The organism is Brevibacillus brevis (genome assembly GCF_900637055.1).
Lineage (GTDB): Bacteria > Bacillota > Bacilli > Brevibacillales > Brevibacillaceae > Brevibacillus > Brevibacillus brevis.
On the sequence record NZ_LR134338.1, the window covers coordinates 3,325,852 to 3,342,395 of the forward strand.

Consider the following 16,544-nt stretch of genomic DNA (forward strand, 5'->3'; position numbering starts at 1 on the left):
AAACCTGCACCTCTTTCCATTAACTGATGTAGAAAATGAGTCCTTTCCCTTGCGCTACTGCTCTCTTGAAAAATGCTTGAATGAACTGAAAATGAAGATACATGTACGCGAAAAATCCTTCCGCTTCATCTTCCTCATGAAGTGGGTATACATCATTTTCCAACAAGGTAGGAAAATGATATTTTTCTTTTAGATCTGACTCCGTCATATTGGCAATAGCCTCATACGCTGTTTTTACCTGTTCACTATGTAAATAGAATGCGCCAAACTCCCCGAATTCAGCTGCTTGGTCCGTTAGTAATGGTACCACGTAGCAAAAAGGCGGCTCTCCATCCATCAGTTCTCCGCACAATGTAAAGGGAATGGCTTGCCAGGTTTTATCTATATCCAGCATATCCTCTTCTTTTAGCTCTACCTCATATAAATCGATCGTCCCTGCAATCCATGAATCGATCATCTCGTCATTTGCTATCATGTAATTGCCGCACATGCCCACTGCGATCCCTCCTCCACCTTTGAAAATGTTCTTTTTTCGAGTTACTCATCATCATAGCAAAGTTTCTTCCACTTCCCAATCCCCTACCGCGTCGCAACAAAAGCAAAAAGCCGACGACTCACAAAATAAGTCATCGGCCATCTTCCTTATTTCCCCACAGAAACAAAGGATTGGTCGGGTGCTTTCTTTTTCGGTGCTTTTGCATCGCCTTTCTTTTGGCTCATTTCAAAAGCTGCCAAAATCGCCTCTTGGCGCTTCATGCCGGATTTCTCCAACTCCTCCATCGTGGAGACGATTTGCTTGTAGTCTTTTGGAATGACTTTGACAAACTGTTTGACGGTATGTTCCCACTCATCGAGCAAAGCTTGTGCATGACGGCTGCCTGTGTGGCTGACGTGGTTTTCCAGCAAGCGTTTGACTCGAGCGATCTCCCGTTGATCTTCCAGTGTCTCCAGGAGTACCATCTCCTGATTGCACATCGCAGCAAACCTCTCTTTATCCTCAGCCAGGACGTAGGCAGTACCGCCTGACATGCCTGCTGCAAAGTTTTTGCCGACGGGGCCGAGAACGACGACGCGTCCTCCTGTCATATACTCGCAGCCATGGTCGCCTACTCCTTCAACAACTGCAGTCACGCCGCTGTTGCGAACGCAGAATCGCTCACCAGCCATCCCGTTGATATACGCCTCACCAGACGTCGCTCCGTAGAACGCAACGTTTCCGATAATCATGTTGTGCTCGGGAGCGAATTTGCTTTTTTTCGATGGTGCGACCGTAATTTTGCCGCCCGACAATCCTTTTCCTACGTAGTCGTTCGCATCTCCCTCGAGATGAAGCGTGATCCCTCGTGGAACAAATGCCCCGAAGCTTTGTCCTGCCGAGCCAGTAAAATGCAGACGGATTGTATCCTCCGGCAGACCGTGCTCGCCAAAGCGTTTGGTTACCTCGCTGCCCAAGATCGTACCCACCACGCGATTTGTATTGGTGATGGCGAGCTTTGCCTCTACCTGCTGCTGTTTATTCAATGCTGGCTTGCACAGCTTGAGCAGTTCTTGACGATCCAGCGTTTCTTCCAGCTTGTGATCCTGGTTGCGTTGATGATAGCGGCCCACTTCCTCGGATACATCCGGTTGGAACAAGAGCGCAGACAAATCAACGTGCTTGGCTTTCCAGTGTTCTTTTGCCTTGTCGCTCATCTTCAGCACATGGCTCTGACCGACCATTGACTCGATGGAGTGATAGCCGAGCTCTGCCATGATCTCACGAACTTCGCGGGCAACGAGACGCATGAAATTCACGGCGTGCTGCGGATCGCCTTTAAACCGTTTGCGCAGCTCGGGATTTTGTGTCGCCACACCCACTGGGCATGTATCGAGGTGGCATACGCGAGCCATGACACACCCTATGGAAACAAGTGGTGCCGTAGCGAAGCCGAATTCCTCCGCACCGAGTAAAGCTGCAATGACAACATCGCGTCCCGTCATCAGTTTGCCATCCGTTTCCAGAACCACACGGTCGCGCAACTGGTTCAGCAAGAGCGTCTGATGTGTCTCAGCAAGACCGAGCTCCCATGGCAGTCCTGCGTGTTTGATGCTTGATTTTGGGGAAGCGCCTGTGCCGCCATCGTGACCACTGACGACAATGACATCTGCAAGACCTTTCGCCACACCAGCCGCAATCGTTCCGACTCCTGCCTTGGAAACGAGCTTCACGCTGATTCGTGCACGCGGATTCGCATTTTTCAAGTCAAAAATCAGCTGTGCCAAATCCTCGATTGAATAAATATCGTGATGAGGCGGCGGTGAAATGAGTCCTACACCTGGAGTTGATCCGCGTACTTCGGCAATCCACGGGTAGACTTTGCTCCCTGGCAATTGACCTCCCTCGCCCGGCTTTGCTCCCTGTGCCATCTTGATCTGGATCTCAGAGGCATTGACCAAGTAATGACTGGATACGCCAAAGCGTCCTGATGCGACCTGCTTGATGGCACTGCGTCGCAAATCTCCGTTTTCATCTATAATGTAACGTGCCGAATCTTCGCCGCCTTCCCCGCTGTTGCTTTTCGCACCCAAACGGTTCATCGCGATCGCCAAGGTCTCATGTGCTTCCTTGCTAAGTGAGCCGTATGACATCGCCCCCGTTTTAAAACGATGAACGATGGAGTCAACAGATTCTACCTCGTTCAACGGAATCGGTTGTCGATTGGACTTGAAATCGAGCAAATGCCGCAGGGCTACGAATTGCTGGGCAGTCGCTTGCTCCACATAGATTTTGTACTGCTCATAGCTGCCTTCCCGACAAGCTTTTTGCAGGGCATGAACCGTCTTCGGATTGAACAGGTGGAATTCACCGTCACGGCGGAACTGAAAATCACTGCCTGCCTCCAATGCTTCCTCGGAATGCTCTGGCAAAAATGCTTTCGCATGGCGAATCAAAGTCTCTTGCGCAATCACATCCAGTCCGATCCCCGAAATCTGCGAAGGAGTACGGCTAAAATAGCGATCGATGACGGCAGAATGGATGCCCACCGCTTCAAAAATTTGTGCGCCACGGTAGCTCTGAATAGTCGAAATACCCATTTTGGACATGACTTTTACGACACCTTCTACGGCTGTTTGCAGGTACACTTCGACTGCTTCGTCGCTTGTGAGATCCTTCAGCTTAGCCGATACAACCAGATTGTGTACCGTTGAGATGGCTACGTATGGGTTGATCGCGTCGGCCCCGTAACCAATCAGCATGGCAAACTGGTGTACATCGCGCGGTTCACCGGATTCTATAATGATGCTCGCTTTCGTACGTGTCCCTGTGCGGACGAGATGATGGTGAAGTCCACTTCCAGCCAGCAAGGCAGGGATCGCAGCCAAATCTTGATTCATCCCGCGATCTGATAAAATCAGCAAGGTGTAGCCAGCAGCAATCGCTTCATCCGCCGAAGCAAACAATTGATCAAGTGCCAGCTCTAGCCCCTGTTCGCCCCCTTGCGCCGGGAAGAGTATCGACAATGTTTTCGCCTTGAACTCTTGGTATGGGTTCGCGCGAAGCTTCGCCAGCTCTTGATTGGAGATCAAAGGATTGGTCAGACGAATTCTGCGGCAATTGCTCGCATCCGGAACCAGCAGGTTTCCTTCCGCGCCAAGCACAGTATGGGTCGATGTTACGCAAGCCTCCCGCAGCGCATCAATCGGTGGATTCGTGACTTGGGCGAATGACTGTTTGAAATAGTGGTACAAAAGCTGTGCGCGATCAGACAATACCGCGAGTGGTGTGTCTACGCCCATCGAACCAATGGGATCTTTTTGTTCAGCCACCATCGGGGCAAGTACCTTGTCGACTTCCTCCTGTGTATAGCCAAATGCTTTTTGGTGCGCAAGCAGGCTATCTCCTTGCAGCTCCTCTGTGCGACCTGCTGCCGGCAAATCCTCGATAGCATGCAGGTTTTCTTTCACCCACTCCCGATATGGCTGTTCGCTTGCGATTTTTTGCTTGATTTCCTCGTCAGATACGATTCTGCCTTCCTCGAGGTCGACAAGCAGCATCCTTCCAGGGCTAAGCCGTCCTTTCTGGACAATCGTTTCATCTGGTACTTCGAGAACACCAACCTCTGATGAGAAAATAATCGTATCATCTGATGTCACATAGTATCTCGCTGGTCGCAATCCGTTTCGGTCGAGAATCGCGCCGATGTGTCTGCCATCCGTAAAAGAAATAGCTGTTGGACCATCCCACGGCTCCATGAGGCAGCTGTGATACTCGTAAAAAGCTTTCTTATTCTCGTCGATTCGCTCATCCTGATCCCACGGTTCAGGAATCATCATCATCGCGACATGCGGCAAGGAACGGCCTGCCAGCGAGAAAAACTCCACGCAGTTATCCAAAATCGCCGAATCACTGCCCGCCATATCAATGACTGGTACTACTTTTGCCAAATCAGCACCAAACGCCTCGGACTGGAACATTTTTTCACGAGCCATCATCCAGTTGATGTTTCCTTGCAAGGTGTTGATTTCCCCGTTGTGAATCAAATAACGATTCGGGTGTGCCCTCTCCCATGTCGGGAATGTGTTCGTGCTGAAACGCGAGTGAACGACTGAGAAGGCAGAAGTGTAAGAATTATCTTGCAAATCAAGATAAAAAGCATCCAGTTGTCCTGGTGTGAGCAAACCTTTATAGACAATCGTACGCGAAGACATGGAGGCGGCGTAAAAATCAGTACCTGCTGCCCGTTCCATCTGCTTGCGAATGACATACAGCTTCCGCTCAAATGCCAGTTGGTCCTGTATATTCGGGCTGGCTCCGATGAATACTTGGCGGACATAAGGCTGACTCGCTACAGCCGTTTTGCCGATTTTCGTCGCATCGACAGGAACGGTTCTCCAGCCGAGCAGCTTTTGTCCCTCTGCTGCAACAATCGCCTCCAGCTGATCTTCATACTTTTGCCGTTTCGCCTCATCCATCGGAAGAAACAGCATACCTACGCCGTATTTGCCTTGCGCCGGCAGCGTGATATTCAGCTCTTTACAGGTCTTTTTGAAAAACGCGTGTGGAATTTGCGTTAAGATCCCTGCACCGTCTCCCGTTTCCGGATCACTGCCTTGGCCGCCGCGGTGTTCCAGTTGGCACAGAATTTTCAGACCCTTTCGGACCATATCATGCGTCGATTTCGATTTCAAGTTGGCAATAAAACCAATTCCGCAAGCGTCATGTTCGAAAATCGGATCGTACAGACCTTGCTTAGCAGGCATTCCTTGTGTCGTCATGTATCTCCACTCTCCTTGCTCTCTCTGGTATGTACATTTTAGATTGAGTGAAACGATACAAACAATATATAATTTATGCAAAATCTATCTCAAATCGAGATAAATAGGTAAGGTGGGGGTATTCATGGAGCTACGACAGATTCAATACTTCATCGAGGTTGCCAAACGAGAGCACTTCACCGAGGCCTCACATCATTTGCACGTCGCCCAGTCTGCCCTCAGTCGGCAAATCGCCAATCTGGAGGAGGAGCTCGGTGTGTCGTTGTTCCTCCGCGAAGGTCGCAATATCAAGCTGACGGCTGTTGGAAAAATCTTTTTGCAGCACGTCGAAATGGCGATGAATGAAATCGAGAAGGCAAAAGAAAAGATCGAAGAGTTTCTTGACCCGTCACGCGGTACGATTCGAGTTGGCTTTACAAGCAGCCTCGCCGCCAATCCCCTGCCGACAGTCATTTCCGGTTTTCGAGCCCGGTATCCGGACATCGGCTTTCAATTGAAGCAAGGTTCTTATCAGGGGCTGATCGACTCGGTCATCAACGGAGAAATTGACTTGGCTTTTCTTGGACCTGTTCCCACTCAGGAAAAAAATGTGCGCAGCTATATCTTCTTCGCTGAAAATATCGTAGCACTGCTGCCCGCGAAGCACCCGCTGTCCAAACAGCCTAGCTTGCGTCTCAGTCAGTTGCAGGAAGATACTTTTGTGTTGTTTCCACCCGGTTTCATCCTCCGCAATATCGCCGTCAATGCTTGCTCGCAAATGGGCTTTTCTCCTCAAGTTGCTTTTGAAGGGGAAGACATCGATGCCATTAAAGGATTGGTGGCGGCAGGCTTGGGCGTCACATTATTGCCAGAGCTTACGTTAACGGATAACGTTCCCCGTGAGACAGTGAAAATCCCGATAAGCGAGCCATTGGTGACGCGAACAGTGGGCATTATCATCCCCAACAACCGTGAGCTTCCCCCTTCTGAAAAGCTCTTTTATCATTTTCTGAAAGAGTTTTTTGATGTACTGAGTAAGTACAGTTAAACTACTGACAGACAGTTGTCAGTAGTCAGACCTTATAATCGGAAGTACCAACCATTTGAAGGAGGAACTTCGATGATGAGTCACAACCAAACCTTGCGGGGCTTTGCTACGATTAGTTATTGGGCGGATGATATGCAGGCGGCAAAAAAGTGGTACACGGAACTACTGGGCATTGCGCCGTACTTCGAACGCTCTGGACCGGATGGACAGCTCGCCTACGTCGAGTTTCGCATTGGAGACTACAAGCACGAACTAGGCCTCATTGATCGCCGTTTCGCACCAACTGCTGCGGTACCTGGTCCGGGTGGCGTTGTGATGTACTGGCACGTCGACGATATCGAATCCGTACTGGATAAGCTGTTATCTATGGGAGCAAGAGAGTACGAACCCCTGATCCAGCGTGGTGACGGATTCATAACGGCTTCTGTCCTTGATCCATTTGGGAATGTCCTCGGCATCATGTACAATGCACACTACCTGGAGATTCTCGCTTCGTTCCAAACAGAGTAAGCGAAAGAAAAAGTCCTGATGAACAGATGCATCAGGACTTTTGTGTATCTTCATTCAGTCGCAGCCAATAGCTTTTCACAAGTGTCTCCCCGTTTGAAAAGTCTTTGTCTATGGCTCGCGTAAATCCCAGGCGCTCATATAATTTGATTGCGGATGCCATCATGTCTGTTGTATGGAGATGAAGCGTCGTTGCTCCTAGTCTCCGCGTGCGATGGATACTTTCCGCAATCAGCTGTGCCGCAATACCATGGCCCCTCGCTTTCGGTGAAACTGCCAAGAATCGTATAATCGGCGAATGTATCCCGAGTTCTGGTTTGGCATAAGCGTCTTCCGAGGAACCAAAAAGCTGAACGCTCCCTACTATTTCGCTGTCCAATTCTGCCACGATGAAAGCGAGAGTCCTACTGTTTGCCACGGATTGCCTGATTTCTTCTTTATATCGCTCCCATTTCACAGCGGATAAATGCTGCTCATATTGCCGGTAGGCTTCGAGCAGATGCTCCTCAATCTGATCGCAGTCCTCGACTCTTGCGTTACGAATGCATAGATCGCCTATGTGGATTCCTTTCATGTTTCACGCGCACTCCCATTCGATGAGTTAAAAGGCGGGCACGACGGCCACTCCGTATTTGTCCTCGATGAACTTTTTGACCTCGGATGAAGTCAAAGCAGCGTCCAGCTTTTTGATTTCTTCCCGATTCTCGTCTCCTTTTCGCACCGCAATTACGTTCGCATAGGGTGAATTCGCACCTTCACGAAACAAGGCACTTTTCGGATCAAGATTTGCTTCGAGAACGATATTCGTATTGATGACGGCTCCCGCGAGATCGGGCAGCACGCGGGGTAACGTAGCTGCTTCTACTTCTACGAATTCCAGTTTTTTCGGATTATCTGTGATGTCTTTCGGAGTTGCGGCGTAATTGGTTAGACCTTCTTTTAGCTTGATCCAGCCTTGTTCTTGTAACAGAATCAACGCCCGGTATTCGTTGGACGGATTGTTTGGGATGCCGATTTTCGCGCCTTCCTTGATTTCGTCCTTCGATCCTAATTTGTCCGAATAAAATCCGATTGGCTCTACGTGAACTTTGGTCGTGGCGACAAAATCATAGCCTTGTTCGTTTTTGACCGAATCCAAATACGGCACGTGCTGGAAAAAATTCGCGTCGATTTGCTTCTCTTTTAAGGCAGGATTCAGTTGACCCTCGTCGTCTAGCACGACCACTTCCAAGTTCACCCCTTGCTCTTTGAGCTTCGGCTTGATGAACTCCAATATTTCAGCATGCGGAACAGGGGCAGCACCGACTCTCAAGGTGACTTCTGTCTTCGGTTCAGTCGCTTGTCCCGTGCTGTTACTAGAGAAAGCTGATGTTGAGCACCCTGCAACTGCCATGCTAACTACGGTAAATAATCCAACGATCATTCCGAGACTCTTTTTCCCCATACATTTCACTCCCCTCGTTACATACGGCTTGGATTCTTGCTTTATTCAAACTTGTAGCGTTTCTTATGGATCGCTTTGACGATGGAATCCCCCGACCATTGAATGACTTGGACGAGCAAAATGATAATAATGACGGTTGCGATGAGAACGTCTTCCCGAAAACGCTGGTATCCAAAACGAATGGCCAAGCTGCCTAATCCCCCAGCACCGATTGCCCCAGCTACTGCGGTAAATTCCGTGATGCCGATAATCCCAATCGTGACACCCCGCACTAAGGCTGGCATCGCTTCCGGAATTAGCACGCGGAAAATGATTGTGATGGGCGAAGCTCCAACGGATTTGGCTGCTTCCATCTTCCCTGCACTTACTTCCTTGAGCGAGTTTTCAATGATTCTCGCCAAAAATGGTGCTGCACCAATGGATAAAGAGACAATAGCAGCTGTCGGCCCGAGCGAGGTACCCACAATGAGTCTCGACAACGGCAATAGCAATACGATCAGAATAATGAAAGGAAGAGACCGCACGCCATTTATCATTGTCCCGATCCATTTACTCAGTTTTGGTGATTCAAGAAGGCCACCCTTTTCCGTCACAACGAGGGTAATCCCCAAAAACATGCCGATCAAAAGGGCGAACAAGGATGACCAAAACACCATGTAGAGCGTCTCAATTAGTCCTTCCCATAGCAATTCAAACAAATCTGCGTTCATATGCCCGCTCCGACTCCTTCCATCACATGGCGCTTGTCACGGTAATAGTCGATAATATGGACAAATCGCTTAGCGGTATCACTTTCTGGATGAAGGAAAAACTTCTCCACACTCCCCGTCTCGACGATTCTGCCGTTTTCGATGACCGCCATGTTGTTGCATACGTGCTGAAGCACATCCAGCTCGTGAGTAATGAGCACAATTGTCAGCTTTAACTGGCGATTGATCTCCTTCAACAGCTCCAGAATCGAATACGTCGTCTGCGGGTCGAGCGCGGATGTCGCTTCGTCACTCAGCAGCAAATCAGGCGAATTGACCAGCGCCCTGGCAATCCCGACACGCTGCTTTTGACCGCCGCTGAGCTGGGACGGATATGTGTTTTCCTTGTCTCCGAGCTGTACGAGTTCTAATATTTCTCTTACACGCTGGTGAATATATGGCTTCGGATGGCCAGCTACCTCCAAGGGAAAGGCAACGTTTTGATAGACTGTTTTTGCATCCAGCAGATGAAACTGCTGAAATATCATGCCGATTTTTTGCCTTGCCTGTCGCAGTTCTTTCTCGGATAGTTCTGTAATAACCCTGCCTCCGATCTCGATGGTCCCGGAATCGGGCTCCTCCAGCCGATTGAGACAACGAATCAGGGTTGATTTACCTGCTCCCGAAAACCCGATGATCCCGAATATATCTCCTTTTTCGATTTGTAAATGGACGTCCTGCAAAACAGGGATGATTCCATTTGCCGTTTTGTAAGATTTATGGAGGTTCTCGATGTTTACCATTCGTTCACCTGTCCTTTAATGCGCTAGCAGCCAGCTCGGCAAAATAATGAGCGCCAGGCAAAAGTGCCCGTTCATCCAGCGTAAATCCCGGATGATGCCATTCCTCGGTACCGGATGTTCCGAAAAAAATGAAGGAGCCGGGTATTTTCAATTGATAGTAAGCAAAATCTTCTCCCGCCGCAGACGGTTCGGGCGTTACGACTTGCAAGCCAACCTTCTTGGCTACATCGATGGACAGCTGTGTTAGCTTCTCGTCATTGTGAACAGGTGGTGGTCCTGCAAACCAGCGCAGATGAACGTTGGCACCATAGGCTGACGCTACGCCCTCGATAATCGCACGCAAGCGCTCGGGAATACGCGCACGTACCTCCTCTTGAAAGGTGCGGATTGTACCGCCAAGAACGACTTTGTCGGGAATCACATTCCAAGTCGTTCCGCCGTGAATGGTCGTCACGCTTACAACAGCGTTATCCAACGGACTTACATTTCTACTGACAATCGATTGCAAAGCCGTGACGATTTGCGAAGCTGCTACGATTGGATCTACCCCGGCATGTGGGATGGCTGCATGTGTACCGATCCCTTCCACATCGATCTCAAAGCCATCTACGCTTGCCATCAGCGGTCCCGGTTTAATCCCGATTGCCCCGACTTCCAGATCAGGTTTGTTGTGCAAGCCAAAGATCGCGTGAACCCCTTCCAAAACGCCCCTCTCCACCAACTGCCTTGCACCTGTTCCTTTCTCTTCTGCGGGTTGGAAAAGAAACCGCACTGTTCCTGCCAGTGTCTTTTCCTGTTGCTTCAATAGATAAGCAGCTCCGAGGATGACCGCCGTGTGGAAGTCATGACCGCAAGCATGCATTTTCCCTGGGATTTTCGATGCGTACGGCAAGCCTGTTTCCTCTTGAATCGGCAATGCATCAATATCTGCGCGCAGTGCAATGATCGGTCCACTATTGTTGTTCGCGCCTATTTCTGCCACTACGCCTGTTTGCAGCGGGAAATCGACGATGCGAATATCCGCTTCCTCCAGCCATTTACGAATAGCGCGAGTGGTTTCGAACTCTTCGTAGGCAACCTCGGGATATTGATGCAGTTGTCTGCGAATCGCAATTAGCTTGGCCTCCAGTTCGGTTGATCGTAATGCCTCTATACCTGTTCCCACTGCGCTATCTCCTTTCTGTCAATTGCTTGTTGGGGACCCGGAACCGATTGGGCGGTTTTTTCAAATGCAGATGATCACGTAGCGTATCTCCCTCGTAATCCAAGCGATAAAGCCCTCTTTCTTGCAAAATCGGGATGACCTTATCGACGAACACTTCCAAACCATGCGGGAGAATCGGAGCGATGAACATGAATCCATCTGCCGCCCCTTGGGTAAACCATTTTTCCATCGCGTCTGCGATTTGTTCAGGGGTTCCGATCCATTCCCGATTGCTTCCTCCTTCGAGCAACGCGTACAACTGGCGCAAGTTCGGATTCTTTTGGCGAATCAGCTCTGTCATCCATTCGAAATGACTCTGGATGCCATTCTCTTCTGGAAAAATGACTTCTGCTGCTGGCGTATCCAGCGAATACTTGCTGAAATCGACTTTGCCCAAATAACCCGACAAAAATCGCAAGCCTTGCTCAGGCAGCAATAAGTCATGCAACTGCTCATAAATCGCCTCTGCCTCTGCCTTTGTATCCGCAATAATCGGGGATATGCCTTGCAAAATGTGCAGTTCATCTGGAGTTCGACCGTAATCAGGAAGCCTGCTTTTCAGGCTGTGATAAAACTTCTTGGCACGCTCAAAATCCTTGACGTGTGAAAAGACGACTTCTGCTGTTCGCGCTGCCAGCCGTTGTCCCGGTTCTGACGCTCCTGCTTGCACGATGACAGGCTGTCCTTGCTTGGACCTGCCGATATTCAGCGGTCCTTGTACCGTGTAATGTTGACCTTTGTAATGGAGTCGGTGCATTTTTTCCGGATCAAAAAACACACCCGTCGTTTTGTCTTGTACAAATGCGTCGTCTTCCCACGAATCCCACAAGCCGGAAACGACATCGATGAATTCTTCTGCCTGCTCGTAGCGCTGATCGTGTGGTACATGGGTTGAACGGCTGAAGTTGCGCCCCGTTTCTCCTGTTGCATCGCCCGTAGTGACCATATTCCAGCCTGCGCGGCCATTGCTGATATGATCGACAGAAGCAAACAGCCGAGCCAGATTGTAGGGCTCGTGGTAAGTAGTGGATGCAGTTGCGACGAGACCGATTTTGGACGTAGCACCAGCGAGGGCTGCCAATAATGTAATCGGTTCAAAACGATTGAGAATATTCGGATGCGAATCTTCATTGACTGCCAAGCTGTCTGCAATAAAGGCGATGTCAAACTTCCCGCGCTCTGCCGTCTGAGCCAGCTGCTTATAATATTCGATGTCGATACTCGCATTTCTTTTCGCTGTCGGTAACCGCCATGACGCTACATGTATGCCCGTACCAACTAAGTAAGCGGATAAGTGAATTTGTCGCTTTCCCATCAGCTCTTCTCCCATTCGTTCGCGTTATGGTTTACTCTTAAACGCTTGTTTAAAATTGATTAGTTCTTCGACAGGTACTTGTGTAGGAATGTAGTTTCCTTTATACGTCTCCGTGATAAAATCAGAAACGATTTTGGACTGGTAGATCGCCACCAGCTTTTTTACATCCTCCCTATTTGCCTTTTCTTTTGTCGTCGCAATCACGTTGATGTATGGCTTCGCCGTTTTGCTTTCATGAAACACAGCGTCTTTTAATAGAAAACCAGCCTCGACTGCCACACCGTTGTTTATAATGGAGGCCGCCACATCCTTCATGACACGAGGAGTCGTTGCACCATCGACGGGGACAATTTCTAAATGTTTGGGATTCGCCTTGATCTTATCCGCCCCGCCAAATCCATCGAAATTATCCACGACTTGAATCAGTCCAGCCTCTTGGAGCAGCAGCAAGGCACGCCCCCAGTTGGAGTCATCGTTCGGTACGGCGATCTTTGCCCCGTCCGGTATTTCTTCGATTTTTTTAAACGTATCCGAGTAGATCCCGAGGGGTGCAATGATCGTGGAGCCAACGGGCACGATTTGCGCGTTGTTTTTCCTGTTGAATTGGTCTAAAAAAGCGACGTGCTGAAAGGCATTGGCGTCGATTTCCCCCTCAAGCAGGACGGTATTTGGATTCACATTCGCGTTGAATGAAACCAATTCAATTTGCAATCCTTCTTTTGCCGCCTGTTCCTTCACGAAGTCCCACGTACGGCTTTCCGACCCGCGAATGCCGATTTTCAGCCCCGCCTGTTCCTCTGTTTTTCCGCAACCAACTGCGAGCATGGCTATCAAGGCGCACAGTAGGGTAAGCGCTACTTTTTTCATCGATGGTTCTCTCCTGTCTCTTCTGTTGCCTTAGTTCCGGCGAATTTTACCGGCCAGCACGTTGCCGAATGATTGAATCCCTTGGACGAGAACGACGAGGATGACGACGGTCGCAACAATTGTCACAGTGCTGAACCGCTGATATCCGTATGTAATCGCCAAGTCTCCAATTCCTCCGCCACCGATTGCTCCAGCCATGGCTGTGGCTCCGATTAAGCCGATGGTAGCTGTCGTGATACTGAGAATAATCGACCCGAGTGTTTCCGGGATGAGAAAGCGAAATATGATCTGCAACGGCGTCGCTCCCATTGCTTCTGCAGCTTCGATGATCCCTTCGTTTACTTCCAGCAAGGAGTTTTCCACCAAGCGAGCAATGTAAGGTCCGCTGTAGATGACGAGGGGCACAATCGCCGCGGTCGTGCCGATAGAGGTCCCGACAATCAGCCTCGTCAACGGGATAATGGCCACCAGTAAAATGATAAATGGTACCGAACGAAGGACATTGATGATCGGATTCAAGATCGAAAAAATCAACGGGTTCTCTAAAATGTGGCCCTTGCGCGTGACCACGAGCAAGATGCCGAGCGGAAGGCCAATCAATGTCGCAAACACGAGCGATACGCTCACCATGTAAATCGTTTCGTAAACGGCTTGGATGACTTGGTCGGATGTGACTTCCATCGTTATGAAATCTCCTTTACCGAGACGTTTTGCTGTAGGATGTATTGGTATGCGCGGGCAATTTCCCGCTCGTTGCCCTGCAATTCAACAATCAGGTTGCCAAATGGCACTCCTTGCAGCTCGGTGATGTTTCCGAAAAGGACATTGACGTCACTGGCAAATCGCTTCGCTACTTGCGAAAGCATCGGCTGACCAGAGCTTTCCCCGATGAAACGAATATGAAGGATCTTGGATTTCCCTTGATTCGCTTCAAGAAGCTTGTAAACGCTCACTGGAATGTCGTCACGTACCACTGATTTGACAAAATGGCGAGCCGTCTCTGTCTGAGGATTTGCAAATACATCCAAGACATTTCCTTGTTCCACGACAGCGCCTTGCTCCATGACCGCAACACGGTTGCAAACCTCTTTGATGACATTCATTTCATGGGTAATCATGAGAATCGTGACGTTGTATTCCTCGTTCACTCTTGTGAGCAATTCTAGAATGGACGCGGTCGTTTGCGGGTCCAACGCCGAGGTTGCTTCGTCGCTCAGCAAAATCGACGGGTTGGTCGCCAGTGCACGTGCGATCCCGACACGCTGCTTTTGTCCGCCGGATAGCTGGTTGGGATAGCTCTGCGCTTTTTCAGTTAATCCTACAAACGACAGGAGCTCGCCTACGCGTTCCTGAACTTCCTTTTGTGAAGTGGTTCCAAGCCGCAGCGGCATCGCTACATTGTCAAAAACGGTCTTCGTGGAGAGCAGATTGAACTGCTGAAAGATCATGCCAATGTTTTTCTTCAAGCTCCGCAAATGTTTGACCGACAAAACAGACAAATCATTCCCGTCGACAATCACTCTGCCAGATGTGGGCTGCTCCAATCGATTGACCGTGCGAAGCAACGTGCTTTTGCCAGCACCGCTTAAACCGATTACTCCGAAAATGTCGCCTTTGTGCACATTCAGCGTAACACCTTTTAATGCCTCAATAGTTGCGCCGCCGTTTTCGTATGATTTATGGACTTCGTGAAACTCAATCATGCTCTCTATCGGTTCAACCTTTTTCCCGTTGGACGGAAGAGATGTACGTGTCTCCTCCCTAATCGCTTGTATGCTCCCCATGTTGTTTCCCCCCTAGCTAACTGACAATCGCGATTCTAACCGATCCAGTTCTGTATGAAGCAATGCTTCGTATTTGCCGTCCCCGCCGAATTCCACCACCGGGACCAAGCGTGTGCCGTATTTGAGTTCCAGCACATCGCGGAGCACGTCTTTTCCTTCTACATCAATCCATTCAAAAGGATGTTGATTCGCTTGTAATACAGCCTTGACGTCTGTACAAAACGAGTACCCGCTTCTCCCCCATACAATCACTTTTTGTTTGGCTGACACGTACAACTCCTCCTTCTCCCAACACTGGCTTCCGGTGCGATCCAAAAACAAAAAGACCCCCTACCCATTGGCAGGAAGTCTCCAGTTGTCTGGTCGACATTTTTAATTCACATCGGATTACTTGGGATATTATCATTCTCACCTTTGCCACGTCAACAGCTATTTTCCATCGCATTACAAACATTGCAGCTTGAAATAGTCATTGACAATGAAATGGGTTACCGATAAAATCCTAGCAAATAACTATGAAATCAGCCGACTGGTCATCCAGAGGCCCCCTTTGTACATGCAAGCGTACGATCAGGGGGCCTCTATTTCTTTTCCATTACGAATAGGAGCGAAGAACATGCCGCTAAAACTAAGCATTTTGGATCAGAGTCCCATCCAAGAAGGGGAAACGGCAACAGAGGCTTTTTTGCATACCATTGCCTTGGTCAAGAAGGCCGAAGAGCTCGGCTATCACCGGTTCTGGGTGTCTGAGCATCACGACTTAGATCATGTGGTCGGCTCATCACCAGAGGTGCTCATCGCCCATTTGCTGGCGAAAACGGAACATATCCGCATCGGTTCCGGTGGAGTGATGCTGCAACACTACAGCCCGTATAAGGTAGCAGAAAATTTCCATGTATTGGCTTCCCTGGCACCTGGTCGTGTCGATCTCGGTATTGGCAGAGCTCCCGGCGGGCTTCCGTTATCAACAAAAGCACTGCAACAGGAGAACACAGGAATCAACCGAACTCTTGCAGAAAAACTCGTAGAACTCGAGCACTTTCTCCATGACGAGCTAACGCCTGCGCACTCCCTTTATGGATTAAAAGTCATCCCGACTCCCCCCGAGCCTGCTGATTTATTCCTATTGGGTACGAGTCTCGAAAGCGCAGAATTAGCTGCTTCCCGGGGCATTCCATACGTGTTTGCCCTGTTTATCAACCAGGATGGGACGGTGAGTCAAGCCGCTATTAATGCCTACCGAAAGCAGTTTCGTCCAGGCAGAATCGCCAATCCGCAAGCACTCCTTGCTCTTTCTGTCATCGTAGCCGATACCGAAGAAGAAGCCGCTCAATTAGCAAAGGAAAGCAAGGTCGCCAAAATCCATTTGCAAAGCGGAAAAACCGTAACCGTCACCAGTCTGAAAAAGGCGGAAGAATTCGGGCTCCAATCCGTCGAACCGTATACCATTGAGGTAAAGGAAGCGAATGTCATTCACGGAACGAAAGACACGGTACGGGAAAAGCTTATTGCCATCCAGGATCAATACGATATCGAGGAAGTCATCATTACAGCGCCTATCAAAGACTTTCAAAAACGCGTGCTGTCATATGAGCGATTGAGGGAAGCATTTTCGGAACTGACCGTTTCCTGATTTGTGCCAGACAGA

Annotated in this window: 15 protein-coding genes; 3 read left to right on the forward strand and 12 right to left on the reverse strand. The window is 49.5% G+C overall.

Annotation, left to right across the window (positions count from 1 at the left end):
• Positions 1 to 19 precede the first annotated feature (19 nt).
• Entirely contained in the window at positions 20 to 490 is a 471-nt protein-coding gene (locus EL268_RS15725; RefSeq protein WP_232030486.1) for a YfbM family protein, read from the reverse strand.
• A 152-nt stretch (positions 491 to 642) separates the two neighbouring features.
• Positions 643 to 5,256 carry a glutamate synthase large subunit gene (gltB, locus tag EL268_RS15730; protein WP_106655165.1) on the reverse strand — a complete coding sequence of 1,538 codons (4,614 nt, stop codon included), beginning with the start codon at positions 5,254 to 5,256 and terminating at the stop codon, positions 643 to 645.
• Between the two features lie 124 nt (positions 5,257 to 5,380).
• On the opposite strand from gltB, the gene EL268_RS15735 reads away from it, so the two are divergent.
• Together EL268_RS15735 and EL268_RS15740 are read left to right on the forward strand one after the other, a co-directional pair.
• Entirely contained in the window at positions 5,381 to 6,283 is a 903-nt protein-coding gene (locus EL268_RS15735; RefSeq protein ID WP_106655164.1) for a glutamate biosynthesis transcriptional regulator GltC, read from the forward strand.
• Positions 6,284 to 6,358: 75 nt separating this feature from the next.
• Positions 6,359 to 6,793: a VOC family protein gene (locus EL268_RS15740; protein ID WP_106655474.1), complete on the forward strand. Its 435-nt coding sequence runs from the start codon at positions 6,359 to 6,361 to the stop codon at positions 6,791 to 6,793.
• A 31-nt stretch (positions 6,794 to 6,824) separates the two neighbouring features.
• On the opposite strand, the gene EL268_RS15745 is transcribed toward EL268_RS15740, so the two are convergent.
• The 10 genes from EL268_RS15745 to EL268_RS15790 form a co-directional block, all read right to left on the reverse strand.
• Positions 6,825 to 7,364 (reverse strand): GNAT family N-acetyltransferase, encoded by a 540-nt coding sequence (locus EL268_RS15745; RefSeq protein ID WP_106655163.1) that lies wholly within the window; start codon positions 7,362 to 7,364, stop codon positions 6,825 to 6,827.
• A 27-nt stretch (positions 7,365 to 7,391) separates the two neighbouring features.
• Positions 7,392 to 8,234, reverse strand: a complete 843-nt coding sequence (locus EL268_RS15750; protein WP_106655162.1) for a MetQ/NlpA family ABC transporter substrate-binding protein — start codon at positions 8,232 to 8,234, stop codon at positions 7,392 to 7,394.
• Between the two features lie 41 nt (positions 8,235 to 8,275).
• Positions 8,276 to 8,944 carry a methionine ABC transporter permease gene (locus tag EL268_RS15755; RefSeq protein WP_106655161.1) on the reverse strand — a complete coding sequence of 223 codons (669 nt, stop codon included), beginning with the start codon at positions 8,942 to 8,944 and terminating at the stop codon, positions 8,276 to 8,278.
• On the reverse strand, positions 8,941 to 9,726 hold the full coding sequence (locus EL268_RS15760) for a methionine ABC transporter ATP-binding protein (protein WP_106655160.1): 786 nt from the start codon (positions 9,724 to 9,726) through the stop codon (positions 8,941 to 8,943). Before EL268_RS15760 ends, EL268_RS15755 begins: the two co-directional genes overlap by 4 nt.
• A 4-nt stretch (positions 9,727 to 9,730) precedes the next feature.
• Positions 9,731 to 10,891 carry a M20 peptidase aminoacylase family protein gene (locus EL268_RS15765; RefSeq protein WP_106655159.1) on the reverse strand — a complete coding sequence of 387 codons (1,161 nt, stop codon included), beginning with the start codon at positions 10,889 to 10,891 and terminating at the stop codon, positions 9,731 to 9,733.
• Between the two features lie 4 nt (positions 10,892 to 10,895).
• Positions 10,896 to 12,245: an LLM class flavin-dependent oxidoreductase gene (locus EL268_RS15770; RefSeq protein WP_373863402.1), complete on the reverse strand. Its 1,350-nt coding sequence runs from the start codon at positions 12,243 to 12,245 to the stop codon at positions 10,896 to 10,898.
• Positions 12,246 to 12,269: 24 nt separating this feature from the next.
• Positions 12,270 to 13,112, reverse strand: a complete 843-nt coding sequence (locus EL268_RS15775) for a MetQ/NlpA family ABC transporter substrate-binding protein (protein ID WP_106655158.1) — start codon at positions 13,110 to 13,112, stop codon at positions 12,270 to 12,272.
• Positions 13,113 to 13,142: 30 nt separating this feature from the next.
• Complete coding sequence (locus tag EL268_RS15780; protein WP_106655157.1) at positions 13,143 to 13,793, reverse strand: methionine ABC transporter permease; 651 nt, start codon at positions 13,791 to 13,793, stop codon at positions 13,143 to 13,145.
• Positions 13,794 to 13,795: 2 nt separating this feature from the next.
• Positions 13,796 to 14,815 carry a methionine ABC transporter ATP-binding protein gene (locus tag EL268_RS15785; RefSeq protein ID WP_106655472.1) on the reverse strand — a complete coding sequence of 340 codons (1,020 nt, stop codon included), beginning with the start codon at positions 14,813 to 14,815 and terminating at the stop codon, positions 13,796 to 13,798.
• Positions 14,816 to 14,908: 93 nt separating this feature from the next.
• Positions 14,909 to 15,166, reverse strand: a complete 258-nt coding sequence (locus EL268_RS15790; RefSeq protein ID WP_106655156.1) for a glutaredoxin family protein — start codon at positions 15,164 to 15,166, stop codon at positions 14,909 to 14,911.
• Between the two features lie 346 nt (positions 15,167 to 15,512).
• On the opposite strand from EL268_RS15790, the gene EL268_RS15795 reads away from it, so the two are divergent.
• Positions 15,513 to 16,529, forward strand: coding sequence for an LLM class flavin-dependent oxidoreductase (locus EL268_RS15795; protein WP_106655155.1), 1,017 nt, complete (start codon positions 15,513 to 15,515; stop codon positions 16,527 to 16,529).
• The last annotated feature ends 15 nt before the right edge of the window (positions 16,530 to 16,544 follow it).